Origin of the sequence: Chitinophaga sp. S165 (genome assembly GCF_003182155.1) — a bacterium.
Classification (GTDB): domain Bacteria; phylum Bacteroidota; class Bacteroidia; order Chitinophagales; family Chitinophagaceae; genus Chitinophaga.
Genome location: NZ_QGTG01000001.1, coordinates 1,016,289 through 1,034,740, shown reverse-complemented (window position 1 = coordinate 1,034,740; position 18,452 = coordinate 1,016,289). Strand labels below are relative to the sequence as shown.

General features: G+C 45.1%; 13 protein-coding genes. 10 read left to right on the top strand and 3 right to left on the bottom strand.

Annotation, left to right across the window (positions count from 1 at the left end):
- Positions 1-202: 202 nt before the first annotated feature.
- Positions 203-811, top strand: coding sequence for an RNA polymerase sigma factor (locus C7475_RS03765; protein ID WP_110051207.1), 609 nt, complete (start codon positions 203-205; stop codon positions 809-811).
- 10 nt (positions 812-821) lie between these two features.
- Positions 822-1,949 carry a FecR family protein gene (locus C7475_RS03760; protein ID WP_110051205.1) on the top strand — a complete coding sequence of 376 codons (1,128 nt, stop codon included), beginning with the start codon at positions 822-824 and terminating at the stop codon, positions 1,947-1,949.
- A 216-nt stretch (positions 1,950-2,165) separates the two neighbouring features.
- Here C7475_RS03760 and C7475_RS03755 read toward each other — a convergent pair whose 3' ends face one another.
- Positions 2,166-3,005: an alpha/beta fold hydrolase gene (locus C7475_RS03755; RefSeq protein ID WP_110051202.1), complete on the bottom strand. Its 840-nt coding sequence runs from the start codon at positions 3,003-3,005 to the stop codon at positions 2,166-2,168.
- 300 nt (positions 3,006-3,305) lie between these two features.
- On the opposite strand from C7475_RS03755, the gene C7475_RS03750 reads away from it, so the two are divergent.
- Positions 3,306-4,208, top strand: coding sequence for an SDR family oxidoreductase (locus tag C7475_RS03750; RefSeq protein ID WP_110051200.1), 903 nt, complete (start codon positions 3,306-3,308; stop codon positions 4,206-4,208).
- A 61-nt stretch (positions 4,209-4,269) separates the two neighbouring features.
- Here the strand turns inward: C7475_RS03750 and C7475_RS03745 are convergent, their stop codons facing one another.
- On the bottom strand, positions 4,270-5,730 hold the full coding sequence (locus C7475_RS03745) for a carboxylesterase/lipase family protein (RefSeq protein WP_158286414.1): 1,461 nt from the start codon (positions 5,728-5,730) through the stop codon (positions 4,270-4,272).
- Between the two features lie 740 nt (positions 5,731-6,470).
- Between C7475_RS03745 and C7475_RS03740 the strand changes: the two genes are divergently transcribed.
- The 6 genes from C7475_RS03740 to C7475_RS03715 are packed head-to-tail and all read left to right on the top strand — an operon-like array spanning position 6,471 to position 16,097.
- The gene (locus C7475_RS03740) at positions 6,471-9,626 is read left to right on the top strand and encodes a TonB-dependent receptor (protein WP_110052803.1); all 3,156 of its coding nucleotides are present in this window, start codon (positions 6,471-6,473) and stop codon (positions 9,624-9,626) included.
- A gap of 11 nt (positions 9,627-9,637) precedes the next feature.
- The gene (locus tag C7475_RS03735; RefSeq protein ID WP_110052802.1) at positions 9,638-11,479 is read left to right on the top strand and encodes a RagB/SusD family nutrient uptake outer membrane protein; all 1,842 of its coding nucleotides are present in this window, start codon (positions 9,638-9,640) and stop codon (positions 11,477-11,479) included.
- Between the two features lie 21 nt (positions 11,480-11,500).
- Positions 11,501-11,908: a hypothetical protein gene (locus C7475_RS03730; RefSeq protein WP_233259755.1), complete on the top strand. Its 408-nt coding sequence runs from the start codon at positions 11,501-11,503 to the stop codon at positions 11,906-11,908.
- A gap of 24 nt (positions 11,909-11,932) precedes the next feature.
- Complete coding sequence (locus C7475_RS03725) at positions 11,933-12,922, top strand: DUF4466 family protein (protein ID WP_110051195.1); 990 nt, start codon at positions 11,933-11,935, stop codon at positions 12,920-12,922.
- Between the two features lie 7 nt (positions 12,923-12,929).
- The gene (locus C7475_RS03720; RefSeq protein ID WP_233259754.1) at positions 12,930-14,144 is read left to right on the top strand and encodes an alginate lyase family protein; all 1,215 of its coding nucleotides are present in this window, start codon (positions 12,930-12,932) and stop codon (positions 14,142-14,144) included.
- A 15-nt stretch (positions 14,145-14,159) separates the two neighbouring features.
- A complete protein-coding gene (locus C7475_RS03715; protein ID WP_110051190.1) occupies positions 14,160-16,097 on the top strand; it encodes a heparinase II/III family protein in 1,938 nt (645 codons plus the stop codon).
- A 143-nt stretch (positions 16,098-16,240) separates the two neighbouring features.
- Here C7475_RS03715 and C7475_RS03710 read toward each other — a convergent pair whose 3' ends face one another.
- Complete coding sequence (locus C7475_RS03710) at positions 16,241-17,374, bottom strand: TlpA disulfide reductase family protein (protein ID WP_110051188.1); 1,134 nt, start codon at positions 17,372-17,374, stop codon at positions 16,241-16,243.
- A gap of 474 nt (positions 17,375-17,848) precedes the next feature.
- Between C7475_RS03710 and C7475_RS03705 the strand changes: the two genes are divergently transcribed.
- Positions 17,849-18,217, top strand: a complete 369-nt coding sequence (locus C7475_RS03705) for a hypothetical protein (protein WP_110051186.1) — start codon at positions 17,849-17,851, stop codon at positions 18,215-18,217.
- Positions 18,218-18,452: the final 235 nt, after the last annotated feature.

Here is an 18,452-nt window from a genome sequence, read left to right as displayed (position 1 = left end):
AATCCTTTCATAACATGTAAACCGGTCATTGGAGTTGCTATAATTTTATTATCATAACGATAATAAGTAATTTAGTACACTTTCCCTTGACTAAATCCTTCTTCCGGAATCTTATGATAATCCCAAGACAATTAGATTCACGGGTAGGCTGTACGCAATTGGCGCTGTCAACATTTTGTAACGATGAAAGAATCCCACTAGTATGCGACAAACTGAGAATGCTAGACTGAATATAAGGTTTGATAAGATAGATGAGACAGAGTTTGCCCGCATTTTTGAGCTATTTAGGACAAATGTCAAGGCATATGCTTATTACCGTCTGGAAAATATGGACGATGCCGAAGACGTAATGCAGGAATTGTTTATCAGGTTATGGACCAAAAGAGCTTCCCTGAATATCCACGGCGATCTGGGTACCTATCTTATCTCCGCTACCCATAATCTTTGCACCAACAAGCTTAAGAAAAATCAGCGTTATGCTTTAAGGAAGCAGAAGTATGCAGAAGATGCCGAACCGGAATTGACGCTGCAGCCGTCTGCCGATAAAGACAGTGAACTTACACTGGAAATTAAACAACTGTTGAAGAAAGTTCCTCCAAAGAGCAGGAAAGCGTTTGAAATGATCTTTTTCCGGCAGATGAGCTATAAAGAAGCTGCTGCCCAGGCCGGAGTGTCGGAAACAACCTTAAAAACGCAGGTACAGAATGTCCTGAAATCCATCAGGCCAAAACTTGCGGGAAAGAAGGGGAAAGGTCCTTCAAAAAAAAGTTTATTTCTTTTCATCTATTTCTTCTTGCAGTCTTGTCTATAAAAGTATAACCATGAAAAACAGGAACTTGAAAACAGAAGCCCTCATAATTGCCGAAATAACCGGGTCTATTACGGACGAAGAACGTGCGGAGCTAGAGGAGTTGATGAAAAGTTCTTCGGATGTAAGAGTACTGTCCGAAAATATGCATAAGGTCCTGGAGCCTAAAATGAAAGAGATCAGTGAAGTCAGGAACACTTCTGCAGAAAAGATCATTGAATTGGGAAATGCCCGCTTGCATACACGGGGACGCGTACGCCGGATGTTTACCATAGCAGTATCAGTAGCTGCAGCATGTATGGTGGGCGCTTTCTTTGCCGTGTTCTACTTTTCCGGACGGGATAACGGAACGGAAGCCTTATTCGGGAAAGGACAGAATGTATGGTTAGATCTTGACGAGAAAGTGATAGCGCTGAGTGGGCAGCATGGTGAAATAAATACAGACGAACTATTTACATATAACGGGGATAAAACAATTTCAATTGCCGGGGCTGTAGGTAAAACTGAGGCGGTTAAGCTTATCGTGCCCTGGGACAGAGAATATAAAATAAGACTGAGTGATGGTACACTTGTACATATGAACTCAGGTTCAGTGCTTAGCTGGCATCCGGGTTTTGGAAACGGAAAACGGGAGGTTTCACTTAGTGGAGAAGCATTCTTTGAGGTAAAGGAAAATGCCAGTCAGCCATTCATTATTCATTTACGCAATGAAACCGTAGAGGTGTTAGGCACCAGTTTTAATGTCAGGGCATATTATAATGAAAAGCCGCTGCAGATCTCATTAATAACTGGCAGTATCAATGTGAACGGACGGCAACAAAGCGTACATCTTAAACCCGGCCAGGAGGCTGTATATATAAATGATCAGTTGCGGGCGCAGCTATCCGATACTACTGCTATCATGGAATGGAAACGCCGTATGATCGATTTACCCGATGCAGGAGTAGAAGATATCGAAAAGGCAGTGGCAAGGTATTACGGTGAGAAAGTTGAATTTGATGATGCGATCCAGGGAAGACGGACTGCCGCTGTAATAGATCGTGATCAGCCTGTTGAGGTTTTCATTGAGCGTTATGCACAGGCAAACGGTCTTAAGTATTCTAAAGAAAATGGTATATATCGTTTGTCATTGCTTCACTAAGTAATGAGTGATATGACAGATGAGTAAACATATTATTTAAGTTGGTTGGTTTTTATTATCGCTAATGAATCCCTGATACAATTACACCAAGAGATCCCTCAAAATGACTATTGGTAATGTTCCCAGGTAGACAATCATTTACCAAGCACAGTATTGTTGACCTTTTTTAGCTAGTCACGCAATAAGCCGGCAATTTCTTGCCGGCTTCCTTATTTTTTACTGCTTGAGGAATTCGTTGATCATCCCTACAACAAGCGCTGGTATTTTACTGTTCCTGTCAGGCGCACAGATCTCCCCGATGTAATCTCCATGTCCGCCAGGTAATATGGCCAGTTGGCCATGCGGCAACACACGGGATAAGGCAAAAGCATGTTCTGCCTTTATGACTTCTCTATCGCCGTTAATAACCAGGGCTGGCGCCTGGATATTTCTAATCTGCTCATCGCTGATATCTTTAAAGCTCACCATTCTTGCTACATCCCTGTGAAACATAGCGTCCAGCCCCTTAGGATCAGGATTGGCCTTCAGGTAAGCATCTTTCAATGGTTGCGGCATTTGATCGAACGTAGCCTGCTCCATGCCTTTGAAGAAACCATCAGGCATTCCTTCCCGTTTGTAAAGGGCTGAAGCAAGTACCAGTTTATTGACCAGTTTGGGATGACGGATAGCGATCTGCAATGAAGTGGTAGCTCCGTTACTGAACCCCATAATATCTGCTTTTTCAATATGCAGTTGTTTTAACAGTGCCGCCACATCATCCGCATCCTGTTCAAAACTTAACGGCCGGTCAATATCCGGTGTATGTCCGTGCGCCTGTAACTCTACGGCAATTACCTGATGTGTCTTTGCAAGGTCTGGCAGAACACGGCCATAGTTGGACTCAATAGTAGAGCCGCCGCCGTGTAGCAATACCAGTGGCATGCCTTTACCGTGGAGCTCATAGTACATCTTTAAACCATTCACTGTGGCATAGTTTCCGTTTTTTGCTTGCTGTGCATTCATTTGCAAATGTGTTGTCATTAGGAGGATTACAAGTACCAGAAATCTGGGTTTCATACAATTGATTTAAGGGAGCAAACATACATCCGGATATTTAATACAATGGGTGGCAAACAGGACAAACCTGAGGGTGAAGCGGGCCAATCTGAACAGTTGCAAAAGAGTTAAAAAAGTATGGACCTTGTATTGGTTGATTGGGTATAAATGGTTACATGGATGTCGACTGGGATCAACAGTTTTGGTTACCAGATAGATCTGCAGGGGAGAGGGATATTCTGGCACTGAATTTAAAGCATATTGATGTGGGCCTGTCCGACGATAGCGAACGCATATGTAAACCATTTAAATCATTGTATCATGGCAACTGAAGTAAAAGAAAAAAATACAGTTATTGTTAACCCGGTCGATCAGTATCCTAAACCTGAATTTCCAAAGCAGGAACAGGAGTTGCCGGGTTCAGAACAGAAAATGTCTCCTAAACCGGATCACGGTGAGGACAGCTATAAAGGAAGTGGTAAACTGACGGGACGGAAAGCCATTATTACGGGTGGGGACTCCGGGATAGGAAAGGCAGTAGCAATTGCTTATGCCAGGGAAGGTGCTGATGTGCTGATCTCTTATTTAAACGAAGAGGAAGATGCAAAGGAGACCGCCGCCTATATAGAGAAAGCAGGTAGGAAGGTCATTCTTTTTCCCGGTGATATCAGTAGCGAGGAACATTGTAAAGAGATGATAGATAGGGCTGTTAAGGAATTTGGCGGTTTAGACATTCTCGTAAATAATGCTGCCTTTCAGGTATCTCATGAAACGCTGGGGGAGATATCAGCAGAAGAATGGGAAAAGACTTTCAGAGTTAATGTGTCGGCGATGTTCTATTTATGTAAGGCCGCAGAGCCGCACCTGAAGCCGGGCAGTGCCGTAATCAATACGACCTCTGTCAATGCGTATACGCCCCGGCCAACACTCATTCCTTACACCGTGACGAAGGGTGCTATCCAGAATTTTACGGCGAGTCTGGCTCAGCTGTGGGGCGAAAAAGGTATACGTGTGAATTGTGTAGCGCCCGGACCTATCTGGACACCATTGATCCCCGCCAGCTTCCCGGCAGAGCATACGTCCAAGTTCGGCGAAAATACACCGATGAAACGTCCGGGTCAGCCGGCCGAGCTAGCGCCTGTTTATGTTCTGTTGGCCTCACAGGAAGCAAGCTATGTGTCGGGTGCTACTGTTGCTGTAACTGGTGGTATGCCTACAATATAACTGAAGGGTGCAACCATATAAGAAAAGCCTTCGTTTATGGACGAAGGCTTTTCCTTTGATATCAATGTAATATAAATCCCATGGTCGGATGATCAGGATCTTCGTAATCATCCATAACAGCTACATGGCTTTTTTCTGCAAAGATCATCCCCGACTTCTCTCTGTCATATTGGTGCCAGAGCTGGCGGCCTTTTATAAAATCGGCCCAATATTGATGTAGCATTACAGCCAGTTGAACATTAGCTGGGTTGCCGTTGCCTGGCTCATAGAAGACATAGGCTAATTCCTCTCCGTGAGTGGCGGCAGCTCCTTTATTGAGTTGTTCGAAAGAGTACATCCAGGTTTTATAACCGCCTGCTGCCAGTGCTTTAGTCAGGCGGTAGGTATGCAGCTGATACATATAACGGCTTAAAGTAATAATTGCTGCCGAGTCTCCGGACATATGGCCGAGCGCCTGCCAGGCTTTATAACTATACCGATAATTATCGCCAAACCAGTCGCTCAGTACGGTTGAATCAGGTGTATACAATCTCTTATCCATGTTCATGAACAGGGTACTTTCTGCTTTATTGGTACCAAGTAGTACGCGGACTTTTCTATTCGGATGATTACGGACATATTGTAAAGCATCCTCTCTGATCAGTTTCCCATCCTGAAGAGGACCAAAATAGTTAGTGCCTTTGGCGCCACCTAATACTTTAGCCTGTGCTGTAATAAGAGTGGCGGCAGGAAGATGCAGAAGATCAGCAGGGTTGGAAATACCCAGCGTATCCATGAGGCGTTTGCGGATAGCTTGAGCCGTAGCAATATCACGGATACAATTTACAGCGCCGCTTTCAAGGATCAGCTGACTGAAATATCCTTTAGCTGCAGGCGTTACCAGCAATGAGGAGATTAGTTTGGCACCTGCCGATTCCCCGATGAGGGTTACACGGGAAGGGTCTCCACCGAAGGCCTTAACGTTTTCCCTGATCCACTTCAATGCCATGATACAATCGAGTAATCCGTTGTTGCCTGCCGACTGATATCCGGCAACGTCTCCCATGTATAAGAAACCGAATACGCCAAGACGGTAATTGATCGTGATAGTAATGATACTGTCGTTATGTGAAAATGAATGTCCGTTTTGTCCGATGCCGCTACCGCCGGTCATACCACCGCCATGTACCCACACCAGTACTGGTAAGCTCTTCCTGGGTTTCAGGGTTGGTGTATACAGATTGAGTTGAAGACAGTCTTCATCACCTCTTACCGTTTCAACGTTTCCGGCAGATTGCATTGCTACATTTCCAAAGCGCGTGCAGGAAAGGGTATCCTTCCATACAGGTACGGGTGACGGCGCTTTGAACCGTTGTGCTCCCACAGGTGGTGCGGCAAACGGGATTCCTTTGAAAACAAAGATGCCTTTTTCCTGTATACCCCTGATGTACCCACGACGTGTTTTGACGATGGGACCATCCTGACCGGCCGCAGAAATTTGTATCAACAGCAAGAGGACAACGGCAACAGATGAGAATGACATCTTTATATGTGAGCTGAAAAAGTGCATAACGGAAATTCAATTAGTGGCTCAAAATAAGTATTTGCGCTTAAAAATCACAGCGGGGATTAATACAGTGATGTACGATAACGACATTTTATGATTACTAAACTAACGTTGAACGGCCTCCGTAGTTCTGCGGGGAACAGCGTGTTCTTTGAACGGTATTGTGGAAGTTAGGCGTGGGCGAAAGCCATCAGATATTGACTTGTTAGAAAAGCCGTATCAATTTTTTTTATGTCAGTGATAATAAAGCAACGGTTTCTGCGTACTGAATAGAAGAAATAGCAGATGTGATAGTTGTCGTACCCGGTGTACCAGTGATATGCGTAATTATTAGCGGATTTAGGCAGGATAAAGAACATTGCCGGTAATTTACTCATTGCTTTTTAAATCTGAATGTATTGGTAAACAGATAGTTGTATTTGAAATGTGCTGATATAATATAATTATAAAAGCATTTTAATTATTTTCTTGCAATCGATTGCCTTTTTATTACATTTGTAATTGAAGAACTGTATATTCTGTAGACGAGTTTCCCTTGACCAAGATTCTAAATCTAGAAATTAAAAAATCATTCCACGCATGACAAATTCACTTAACAGAACCGTTATTAGCAGCTCCTAGTATGCAAACGTTTGCATTCCCAGGATGGAATGCTGTTGTATTATGCCGGTAGAACACGGCATAGGGCTTTTATTGTCTTATTTAAACATAACGTTATGATGACTTATTTACTCCCACAGGGACTGGGGGTACGATGGCTCCATGCCATAAGTATTCTGCCTGTTCTCCTCCTTTCAGCAGGATCAATTACCAATGCTGTAGCAAGCAATCGTTCAGGAACTGATGCTTCGTATTTCCGACAGGATACTACGCAACATCAGAACATCAGCGGACGGGTAACCGATGTCAACCAACAGCCATTACCAGGTGTCAGTGTTTCATTAAAAGGTACTTCCTCCGGTACCGTTACAAACGGAGAAGGGCATTACACCCTGCAATTACGTGCAGCTAAAGGCACGTTGGTATTCTCCTCTATGGGATACCTGAAAAAAGAAGCCTCATTTTCCGGTTCGTCTACAGTGAATATAATACTGGAGTCAGACCAGAAGGCATTAGGCGAAGTAGTCGTAGTTGGATACGGTACACAAAAGAAGGTCAATCTTGTAGGTTCCGTATCTGTCATAAAGATGGACGAAAAGATCACCAGCAGGGCTTTGCCTAATACGTCCTCTGCTTTATCAGGACTTGCTCCCGGACTATCGGTTGTACAGTCTTCCGGCATGGCGGGAAACAACGCTGCAAGCCTGATGATCCGCGGACTTGGTACCGTTAATAATGCCAGTCCGCTGGTAGTTGTGGACGGTATGCCGGATGTCGACATCAACCGTATTAATATGAATGATATTGAGTCCATCTCAATACTAAAAGATGCGACTTCTGCTTCGGTGTATGGTTCCAGAGCTGCCAACGGGGTGATCCTGATCACTACAAAGTCAGGTAAGGGACAGAAGAAGACTGTAATCAGCTTCTCGGGAGGATATGGCCTTGAAGTGCCTACACGCTCTTACGAGTTCATGGCTGATTATGCCCGCGCACTGACCCTGCATCAACGTGCTGCGGCAGTGAATACACTCCGCGATAACTATAACTTTAAAGACGGCACTATCGATCAGTGGATGGCGATGAGCATGGTAGATCCGCTGCGCTATCCCAATACAGATTGGTGGGACGTTGTAATGCGCAACGGTGGTATCCAGAACTATAATCTTTCTGCGTCCGGAGGAACCGATAATTCTAACTTCTTCATATCCGCCGGTATCATGAATGAAAAAGGACTACAGATCAATAATGATTACAAGAGATATAATGTCCGCTTCAATTATGATAACAAGCTGCGTAAAAATATAAATGCCGGTCTGCGTTTCAATGGCAACTGGTCCAAGTATACCTATGCATTGAATGATGGCTATACGGACGATGATGCTTCAAATACAGCTGGCTTCGACCTGCAATATGCCATTGCCGGTATCCTGCCATATGATCCGCTGACGGGGTACTATGGTGGTGTAATGGCCTATAATGAAGATCCGCAGGCATACAATCCGTATACGGTGTACCAGAATATGCTGAACCGGCAGAACAGGCAGGAGGCTAATGCCACAGCGTATGTGGACTGGGAACCGATAAAAGGGCTTACAGGCCGCGTCGATTATACATTGAATTACTATAACCAGTTCCGCTGGAGTGCAAATAATCCAAACCGCTCTTTCAACTTTCAGACAGGTGCCTTTGGCAGCCGCGTATATGTGGGAGAAAACGCCGGTATAGGCAACTATACTTTCACGGGATATAAGACAATGTTGAATGGCCGTCTGAACTATCACAAGACGTTTGGCGAAAACCATGATATCAGCCTGCTTGGCGTATATAGTGAGGAATTCTGGTACGACCGTTCCCAGGGCACTTCCCGTAATGATAGGTTATACCCGACATTACATGAAGTCGATGCTGCGCTGACGGATATTCAGTCTACCGGCGGAAATTCAAGTACAGAAGGACTGCGTTCATACATTGGCCGTGTAAGCTATACAGCATTTAACAGGTATCTGTTCGAGGCTAATTTCCGTTACGATGGTTCTTCCCGTTTCCTGCCGGGAAACCAATATGGCTTTTTCCCTTCCGTAGCGCTGGGCTGGCGTTTTACTGAAGAGAAATTCATCCATGCTTTCACCAAAAGCTTCCTTAGTAATGGTAAGGCCCGCGTCTCTTACGGAGGACTGGGTAACAACAGCGGTGTAGGACGTTTTGAGCAACAGTCTACGCTGGGGTCAAGTCATTACATGATAGATGGTACGATCGCAAAGGGTTTTGTAAATGAGAAAATGGTGAATAAGGACCTGTCATGGGAATCTACGAAAGTACTGAATATCGGTCTTGAGCTGGGATTCCTGGACAATCGTCTGACTACGGAATTTGACTACTATAATCGTTTGACAACGGGCATGAACCGTCCGTCGGAAATGTCTATCCTGCTTACAGGTGCATATAATGCACCACGTAAGAACATTGGTAATCTGCGTAACCAGGGTATTGAAGCAAATATCGGCTGGTCAGACAAGATAGGTGAACTGAGTTATGGTATCAATCTGAATGCTTCCTATAATATTACCACGCTTGAGGAATGGAACGAGTTCCTGGGCCGTGGATGGACATTCCTGAATATGCCTTATCATTTCCTATATACTTATGAGGACATCGGTATTGCGCAGACATGGCAGGATGTGTACAGTAATACACCACAGGGAGCATCGCCCGGAGACCTTATCAGAAAAGACCTGAACGGCGATGGCCGTATTGACGGGAATGATATGAGGGCATATCCCAATACACAGCGTGACAGACCTACCACCAGTGCTGCAATCAATGCAGGCTTTTCCTGGAAGGGAATTGATCTGTCATTCCTGATAACAGGAGCGACAGGCCGTAAAGATTACTGGATCAATAACTACAACAATATCAACTTCGGTGCACAGCGTTATGCATCATCCTGGGACCACTGGAACAATCCATGGTCAGTAGAAAACCGCGACGGTGAATGGCCCCGCCTGGGTGGCAGCAATAACCGGGTGGAGACTACCTTCTGGCTGGATGATCTCAGTTATATCCGCTTCAAGAATATTCAGCTGGGATACCGCTTCCCGGAGAAGCTAATGAAAAGGATCGGTATAGGCAGCTTCCGTATCTATTGCGCTACGGAGAATATTGCTACGATCACATCTTTCCGCGGACTTGACCCTGAACTGATGGGGAACAGGAGTAACGCGTATCCGTTGAACAGGTCCTATTCAGTGGGTTTAAATATGAGTTTATAAATGTAATGATCATGAAACAAGCTACTGTTAAAATATACTTTGCTGGTATGTTATGCCTGATGGCTTTCTTAACCAGCGGCTGCACGAAAGACCTGCTGAACAGGGAACCGACCACAGAGCTGGAATCGGGTTCTTTCTGGAAAACAGAAGGTGATGCAACTTATGCCCTGATGGGCGCTTATGCGGATATCAGGCCGTTATTTGACCGCGATTATTATTTCGACGGACAAGGTGAATATATCAGGACCCGTGGCACCAGCACCGCCAGTGGTAATCTGCAAAAAGGAGATGCCTATAATGGCGGGGACTATAACCCCTCTGGTTATGGCGACAACTTCGACAAAATGTATGAGCATCTTTATGGCGGCGTACATCGTGCAAACTATGTGATTGAAAACGTGCAGAAGATGCTGGCCGCAGCCAATGAAACCTCACGGCCTAAACTGGAAAGAGTAGTAGGTGAAGCCCGCCTGCTCAGAGCAATGGTTTATTTCCGGCTGATCTCCATGTGGGGGGATGTGCCATATATAGATCATGTGATATTCGGCAACGCAGAAGTTGCGAACCTTACACGTACGCCATTAGCCCAGGTAAAGGATTCTATTATTGCGGATCTGACCTATGCATTTGAGAAACTGCCGGCGAGGGCGCCTGAAATAGGAAGGGCGTCAAAAGCAGCAGCACTGGCTTTCCGTGGTAAAGTGCAATTGTACTGGGCATGCTGGAATAAATTTGGCTGGCCTGAACTGGATACATTCACACCGGATGAAGCAACGGGTGATCAGGCTTACAGGTCGGCGGCTGATGATTTCAACAAGGTTATCAATGATTATGGTCTGACGCTTTTCAGGGGTGGTGAGCCTGGTGAATGCGATGAGTTGGGAAAAGCGGATAAACTGCCTAATTACTATTACCTGTTTACGCCCGTCGCCAATGGAGATGCTGAAATGATCATGGCCTTTACGCATGGTGGTACCGGTACAAACCAGGGCGAAGAACTGATGCGCGATGTGGCCGGCCGTTCCCATGAAGGTTCCCAATGTTGGGTATCTCCACGGTATGAAATAGCTGATAGGTATCAATCGACCATTACAGGCGATTTTGCACCCAAACTGATCCCGATGAACCCATCTACGGCAGGGGCGAGAACTGCCCTTAATTCGGCTGTAAATCCCCAAAGCTATGCAAACCGGGACTTCAGAATGAAGTCTTCCATTATGTGGGACTTTGAAAGGAGTGTTGGAATGATCTCTTTGAAGTCGACCGGATGGGTGCCTTTCATTTATAAAACCTGGAACCAGTCGGTGACCCTTGACGGTGTTCAGTACATCACCTATAATACCGATGGTTGTAATTCCGGTTATGTGCTGCGGAAGTTCCTCCGTAATACTGCTGGCCTGGGCCGTAGCGATGGTACGTATAATTATCCCGTTATGCGTCTGGCGGATGTATACCTGATGTATGCGGAAGCAACGAACGCGGTGAACGGACCACAGGCAGACGCTATTGCCCTGGTGAACAGGGTACGTCACAGAGGAAATCTTCCTCCTTTGACGGCAGACAAGACTGCCAGTAAGGATGCATTCTTTAGCGCCATTGAGCAGGAGCGTATAGTAGAATTGTTCGGAGAGGGACAGCGTCCATTCGATCTTCGCCGGTGGAGAGCTATTGAACGGGTATGGAACCCGCCATATGGCAGTGGCGTATGGCGTATCGATACCTATGGCGCCCAGATGACCCGTTATTTTCAGAACATGTCTGAGCGGGAGTACGAACAATGTTACATTTTCAGGATCCCGCCGGGAGAGCGTAACAGGAACCCTAACCTGACACAGAATACGCCCTGGCTGTAATTGTAAACTATTAATAACAACATGATGAAAAGATATTCCACGATCACGTTATTGCTCCTTATGACATTGTGCTGGACAGGTTGCAGAAAAGATACGCCGATAGATGAAGACGGACTGTTGATCACAGACCGTGCAGAATGTTATGTCAGCAATTTTGAATTGTTAGGCTCTGACTTCCAGACGGTGCGTACGAAGAACGCTGAAATAGATACCGTGGCATGCACCATTGGTGTGACGGTATTTTATGGCACTGATCTGAAGCATCTTTATCCCCAGTTCACGCTGGTGACGGATGCTAAGCTGGACCCGAAGATCACTGGTTTTACTGACTTTTCAGACCTCGCGACGCCAAGAACATATACAGTGATTTCGGGCAACAGGGAGGTGAGAAAGACCTATAAGGTGACAGTCACAGTACAGCCACGGTAGTTTTTATACTTAAACACGCATTTTATGAACGCTAAATATTTTGGATATACATTAGGGTTGTTCTCCCTGTGCCTTTCGGTAGTAGGGTGTAAGGATAAAGACTATGCAATTCCGGAGCCGAAGAACGAGCTGCAGAACGACTGTATCAAAAGGACGCTGGGACCTAACCTGGCAGGTCTGAATATAGAGTTTGCCTACGCCATGGCACTGCCGGCGACCAGGGGTAAGATTATCTCTGCACAAGTGGAGGCGTCTATTCAGGGAGATAGCACTACCTACCTGGAGAATAAATCATATTACACAAACGGAAGTGGTGAAGATGTCGGTATTCCGATAGGTGATTCTTCTGTGAATCAGGGAAACATCACGACAGTTACGTTCACAAAAGATACCAATGCAGTAACGCTTCGGTATTACTACAGGATACCGAAGGCAGCAAAGGGAAAAGAAGTCCGTTTCACATTCACGGCAAAAAGCAGCAACGGCGAAACTGTATCTTATGCTATGGGGCCATATGCGATCTCCAATATGGATATGGCGCTTGATCTACCGGTAAAGGACGGTGACGCTTGTTTCATCTCCGTTGCTGATATGGCAGTTTACAATGAAAAGGATGCCACTGCGAACGCTGACAAAATAGATCTCGTTTACCTCTACAGGGCCATACCCAATATCACTTTCAAACATGCGCTTGTATCGCCGGGTGCTGATACTGCTTATTTACCCGGTATTGTATTACCGCCTGGCGTAAACAGGGTGACGAAAGTTAAGAAGACCTGGGCACTGAGAGATTTTCACCTTGCGAGATTACAGTACGGGATCTATATCGATGATGTGGATTTCCGGCAGCTGGATATGTCGGGTACGCCGGATTATGCGATCAATCTTAAATCTGAAGCGGGCGTTTGGGTAGAAACTGCTGACGGTAAGTACCGTGCGTATATTTACATCAACAAAGCTGATGATGGCAAGAAAAGTGGCACTATCAGTATGAAACGTTACACGCTTAAATAACGCTACTATGAGGACGCCATCAATTGAGATCTGTATTATGTTGTTGTTAGCCCTGTTGATGTGTATAAGCACTCTGGCTGCACAGTCGCCTCCTGAGACCTTTCTGATCAAACCAGCAAAACTGCTGGACGGAAAACGGAAGATCGCGCAGCGGGATACTGCCATGCAACGGGCGCTGACGGAACTGCTTTCCATAGCTGACCGGTCACTGAGGAACGGCCCTTATTCTGTTGTATACAAGAATAAGGTGCCGCCCAGTGGCAACAAGCACGATTATATGAGTGTAGGGCCATACTGGTGGCCGGACTCCAGCAAGGCTAATGGATTGCCATACATCCGCAAGGACGGACAGGTCAATCCGGAGCGCTATGCTATCAAAGATGATGAATTTCAGAACGCCATATCCCGGGATGTATACTTCCTGGGATTGGCATGGTTCTATACAGGTAATGAAAAGTATGCTGCACATGCGGCAGGGTTGTTACGTACCTGGTTCCTCGATACTGCTACACGGATGAATCCTCACCTGAATTACGGGCAGGCCATACCCGGTATTACTGACGGCAGGGGTATTGGCCTGATTGATACGCACAACGTAACCATGCTGATTGATGGCATCCAGTTATTGAAAGGTTCAAAAGCATTATCGACAGCCGAGTATGAAGGTATACAGGAATGGTACCGACAATTCCTGCAATGGATGCGATCCAGTCCTATAGGCAAGGACGAAGCAGACGAGCTGAATAATCATGGGACCTGGTATGATGTGCAACAGGTTATTATTGCACTGTTCACCGGTCAGCGGGAACTGGCGAAAGAGATGCTGGAGCAGCAAACCAAAAGGCGGATAGACAAACAGCTGGAGGCAGATGGAGAGCAGCCGAAGGAGCTGGCAAGAACACTCTCGTGGAATTATTCACTGTTTAATCTGCGTGCATTTTTTGAACTGGCATTACTTGCTGAAAATGTACAGGTTGACCTGTGGCATTATGAAAGTCCTGGCAGGAAAAGTCTGAAGAAAGCTTATACATGGCTACTGCCTTATGCAACAGGAAAGAAGGAATGGCAACACCAGCAGATCAAGCCAAGACATAATGAAGAGTTCCTGGAGCTGTCGGAAGTGGCGGCAAAAAAATATACTGACATTGACCTGGCTGTACTCAGGGAGAAGCACGGGAATTTCCGTAACAACTTAATCCTGCTTACTGACTGGGCATATTAAACAAACAAAGGTCTCATGAAAAAACACATTGTTTTAACCTGCATGCTGCTTTTAGCGGGCGGGCTCTTGTCTGCCCAGAACCTGTTAAGTGGCCGGTATACGTCTGCACAACTTACAGAGAAACTGATACCGTATAGTCGCTGGGAGCCCTTCCCGCATACGGAGAACCGCAAAGGATGGCAGCTGGCCGATCCTACAATAGGGGCTGCTGTAATAAAGAAGGCAGAAGAGTATCAGAACTACGATTGGCCGGGTATCCCTGCCGTAAAGTCACTGTTGATCATCCGTAATGGTAACCGTAGTGAGTATCAGGACATCGCCGGTAAAAGACGGGAGGTTCTTGGTACTTTACTGCTGGCGGAAGTGTATGAAAATAAAGGGAGGTTCATTGATCCGATAGTGAACGGCGTATGGTCGATCTGTGAAGAGTCTTTCTGGGGAGTACCTGCGCATCTGCCAAGATCTTTTGATGGATTGATGGATGTATCTGCTCCTTTCGTAGAGCTTTTCTCAGCGGAGACGGCCACCTTACTGGCCTGGACGGACTACTTCCTGGGAGCACAGTTTGACAAGGTTTCACCGCAGATAAGAAAGCGGATCTATTATGAAACCAACAAACGGATCTTCGAGCCATTGATGACAAAACACCATGGTTGGATGAGCTCCAGTGGTCAGGGCAGGCGTCCGAATAACTGGAATCCCTGGATCTGTTCTAACTGGCTTAATTCCGTATTGCTGCTGGAGAAGGATGACAGCAAACGTGTGGCAGCTGTATCGAAGATATTGGGAGTGCTTGATGCTTTCCTGAACCCATATCCAGCTGATGGTGGTTGTGATGAAGGTCCGGGGTACTGGGGTGCAGCGGCGGCATCTTTGTATGATAACGTTTCAATGCTTAACCTGGCTACCAATCAGGCATTCAATTATGTCTACGCCGATAAGAAGGTAGCTGAGATGGGCCGGTTCATTTACAAGGCACAGATCAGTGAACGTTATTTCCTGAATTTTGCAGATGCGGACCCTCAACCTGGAATGGCGGCCAGTATGATCTATCGCTTTGGAAAGGATATAAAAGATACGGCGATGATGCAATTCGGAGCGTATTACCTGAAGCGGGAGAATCCGGCGTCAACGAGAGGGTATCATTACTTCAGGCATCTGTTCGTGTTGTTCATGCAGGATGAGCTTAAGCAAGCCAAACAGGGACTGGTACTACCCGGCGATTGCTGGTGGCCTGATCTGCAGGTAATGATAGCCCGTGACAAAGGTGGAAGTACGGATGGCTTCTTCGTGGCGGCAAAGGGTGGAAATAATGACGAGAGCCATAATCATAATGACATCGGCAACTATGTGGTGTATTACGACGGGCTGCCGGTACTGATCGATATTGGCCGTGGTACTTATACTGCAAAAACTTTTAGCGGCAGACGATATGATATCTGGTATAATCGTTCCGACTATCATAACGTACCAAGCGTGAATGGCTATCCGCAGTCGGCAGGCGCGAAATTTAAGGCTGAAAAGGTAGTGTATAGTAATAACGCCAGCCGTAGCAGTATAGCTATGGATATCAGTAGTTCTTATCCTGTGGAGGCGGGCGTAAAGAAATGGGAGCGAAGTATCCGTTTGAACAAGGGGAAGAATGTGCTGATAGATGATGTGATGGAGCTTAACGCGGATAGCAAGGTGACGGAACATTTAATGACCTGTTATCCGGTGGAAGTGTTGAAACCTGGAGTACTGGTGATCCACCGGCAGGAAGGTGGTATTACAAAGGATTTCTACCTGCACTATCCGGCTGCACAGCTTGTGGCCAAAGTAGAGAAGATCCCCTTGCAAACGGAAGAAGACGGAGGTGTAAAACAGAAATGGGGAGATAATATTTACAGGATAAATCTTGAGGGGAGTGTAAAGGCAAAAGGCAAACTGACGTTCTCTGTAGGGGCTATGTAATGTTATTAGTAAGGGATCGGATAAATTGATCTTAAAAAGAACCGGCAGGTTCATGAAATATTATTTCACTACACCTGCCGGGTTTGCATTAATTCACTATGACTACCTGTTATGATTACACTCTTTACTTATTTATCAATTAATTATTTACCAAGTATACTACCTAATTTCTCTGACAGCTGACTACCCTTCACATTTCGGGCAATGATTTTTCCGGATGCATCAATCAACACGTTCTGTGGGATCGCGGTGACATTATAAAGTTCTGCTACTTCGTTTCTCAGGAATTTCAGATCGGATACGTTGTAACCGGTCATTTTATCTTCCGCCAGGGCTTTTTCCCATTCTTCCTTACGTTCGTCCATTGAAACATTTATTACTACGAGATCTTTTGTATTGTAGTTTTTTACAATCTGCTTCAGTTCCTGGTTCTCTATCCTGGAAGTTGCAGACCAGCTGGCCCAGAAGTTGAGTAACACTACTTTTCCTTTGAAGGAAGAAAGCGCTATTTTATTACCGTCCGGACCTTTCTGAGAGAATTCGGGAGCTACAGCGCCAATAGCGGTCTGTTTAGCTAACTCGATCTTCTTCAGATATTGTTTGCCTTTTATTGAAGTTTTAGTTTTGTCATTCAGAGATCTGAACAGGGGCTCCACGTCAACGTGGTTGATGAAGGCGCCGGCATATTCTTCCAGGATATCCAGGCTGATATACATATCAGGATGTTGCTGGATGAACTCTTTCATTTTCTGTTTCCTATAGTCCATTGCTGCACGGAAATGTTCCATGTACTGGCTTTTCGCAGCAAGGCCTTTTTCAGATACGTCGTTCTGCAGTGTGTTGGATGATTCAGCCGTGAGCAGGGCCAGTTTTTCTTCGGCATCCGTCATGAACTTTTCATATACTTTATAATCATCCTGTGCCTGAGAACCGTTGGACTCAAAATTCGCGATGCTTTCATCAGATGTTAACCAAACGATGGAACCTGGTTCCACATACAGGTGAGCGATGTCTTTAGCATTAAAGAAAGTCTGCGCTTCACCGTCCCTGCTTACTGTCAACATAATGTTGGTAGGATAGGAGACAGGTCTGTCGAACGAGAAATTACCATTGTCCAGGTAAGTAGAATCATATACACTTTTACCATCGTAAGTGTAACCAATATACACCTTGGCGGGTGACTGTAATCTTCCAAGCTTTCCTTTGATCTGAAAGGATTGCGCAATTGCAGGCATAGTTATGCAGCAGGCTGCAAGAACCATTAAGCTTCTGTTCATCTGTGATTTACCTTTATTGTTGTTGCTTACACGAATTATTAAAGTCGATTCAAAATTTAAACGCGCACTATATTGAATGAACCCTTTGCATATAAGACAACATTTAATACCCGATATGCGTACAAGGGTTAAAAAAAAATTTAAAGTATATGGTGAAGAGAAGTGGCCGGGTAAATATTATGAGCAACCCCTATGCCGGGATAGAAATACATAATTCATTTATTATATGTGAGTTGTGAAAGAGCAGGACACTTGGAAAGCAGGGAAACACTCAAAAAAAATATTTTTAATCAAATACGGGTGTTTGGTATCAAATAATTGATTATCAGCCGAAAGAAAAAATAAAAAAAATATTTCTGAAGAGGGGGCAGATTTTTTTATCTGCATAACGAATAAAAGTTTCTTTTAAATATAAAATATTGTTAAATTGTACATGCACACGAACCTTTTTTATTATTAAAGTAAACTATCCCTATGAGAAAGCGCGCACTATACCTGCTCATTATTGTTGTTGTAGCAATGTCTTCTTTCTGTACTTTCGTTGTTAAAGCTAACAGTGACAAATTCCCATTCACCGAGATCGGATATCAGAAAGACGAAAGTTATTACTACACATTTTATGCTGACCTGTCTAAAGATGGACCTAACGCCATCGCTTATATACAGGTACAACGAAATACCACGGGAGAAATACTGAAGCTGGATAATTTTAATGGCAAGGTACTCCACCTGAAGGCCACACAATTTACTATAAAGGATAAGGCGACGGTGTCATTCTTTGACGGTAGTAAGCTTATTTCCAAGGATCTTAAAGGCGCTATTGAGGGAGGTGTAAAACCTTAATCAATCTACATAAAAGATAATGTCCCGGAACCGGGTTACGGAAGTAACCGGTTCCGGGACATTGCCATTGGTGCTATTGAATAGCAGACTGGTAACGTTAAATGAAAATATAGCATAAATCACCCAAAGAAAAAAAACGAAATGCTTTGAGTTTTTCGTAATCTGCCGAACTTATTCAACGTTATAAAAACCGGCTTATGAGGGCCTTGCCTCCAGACTGTACCAAAAACCCGTA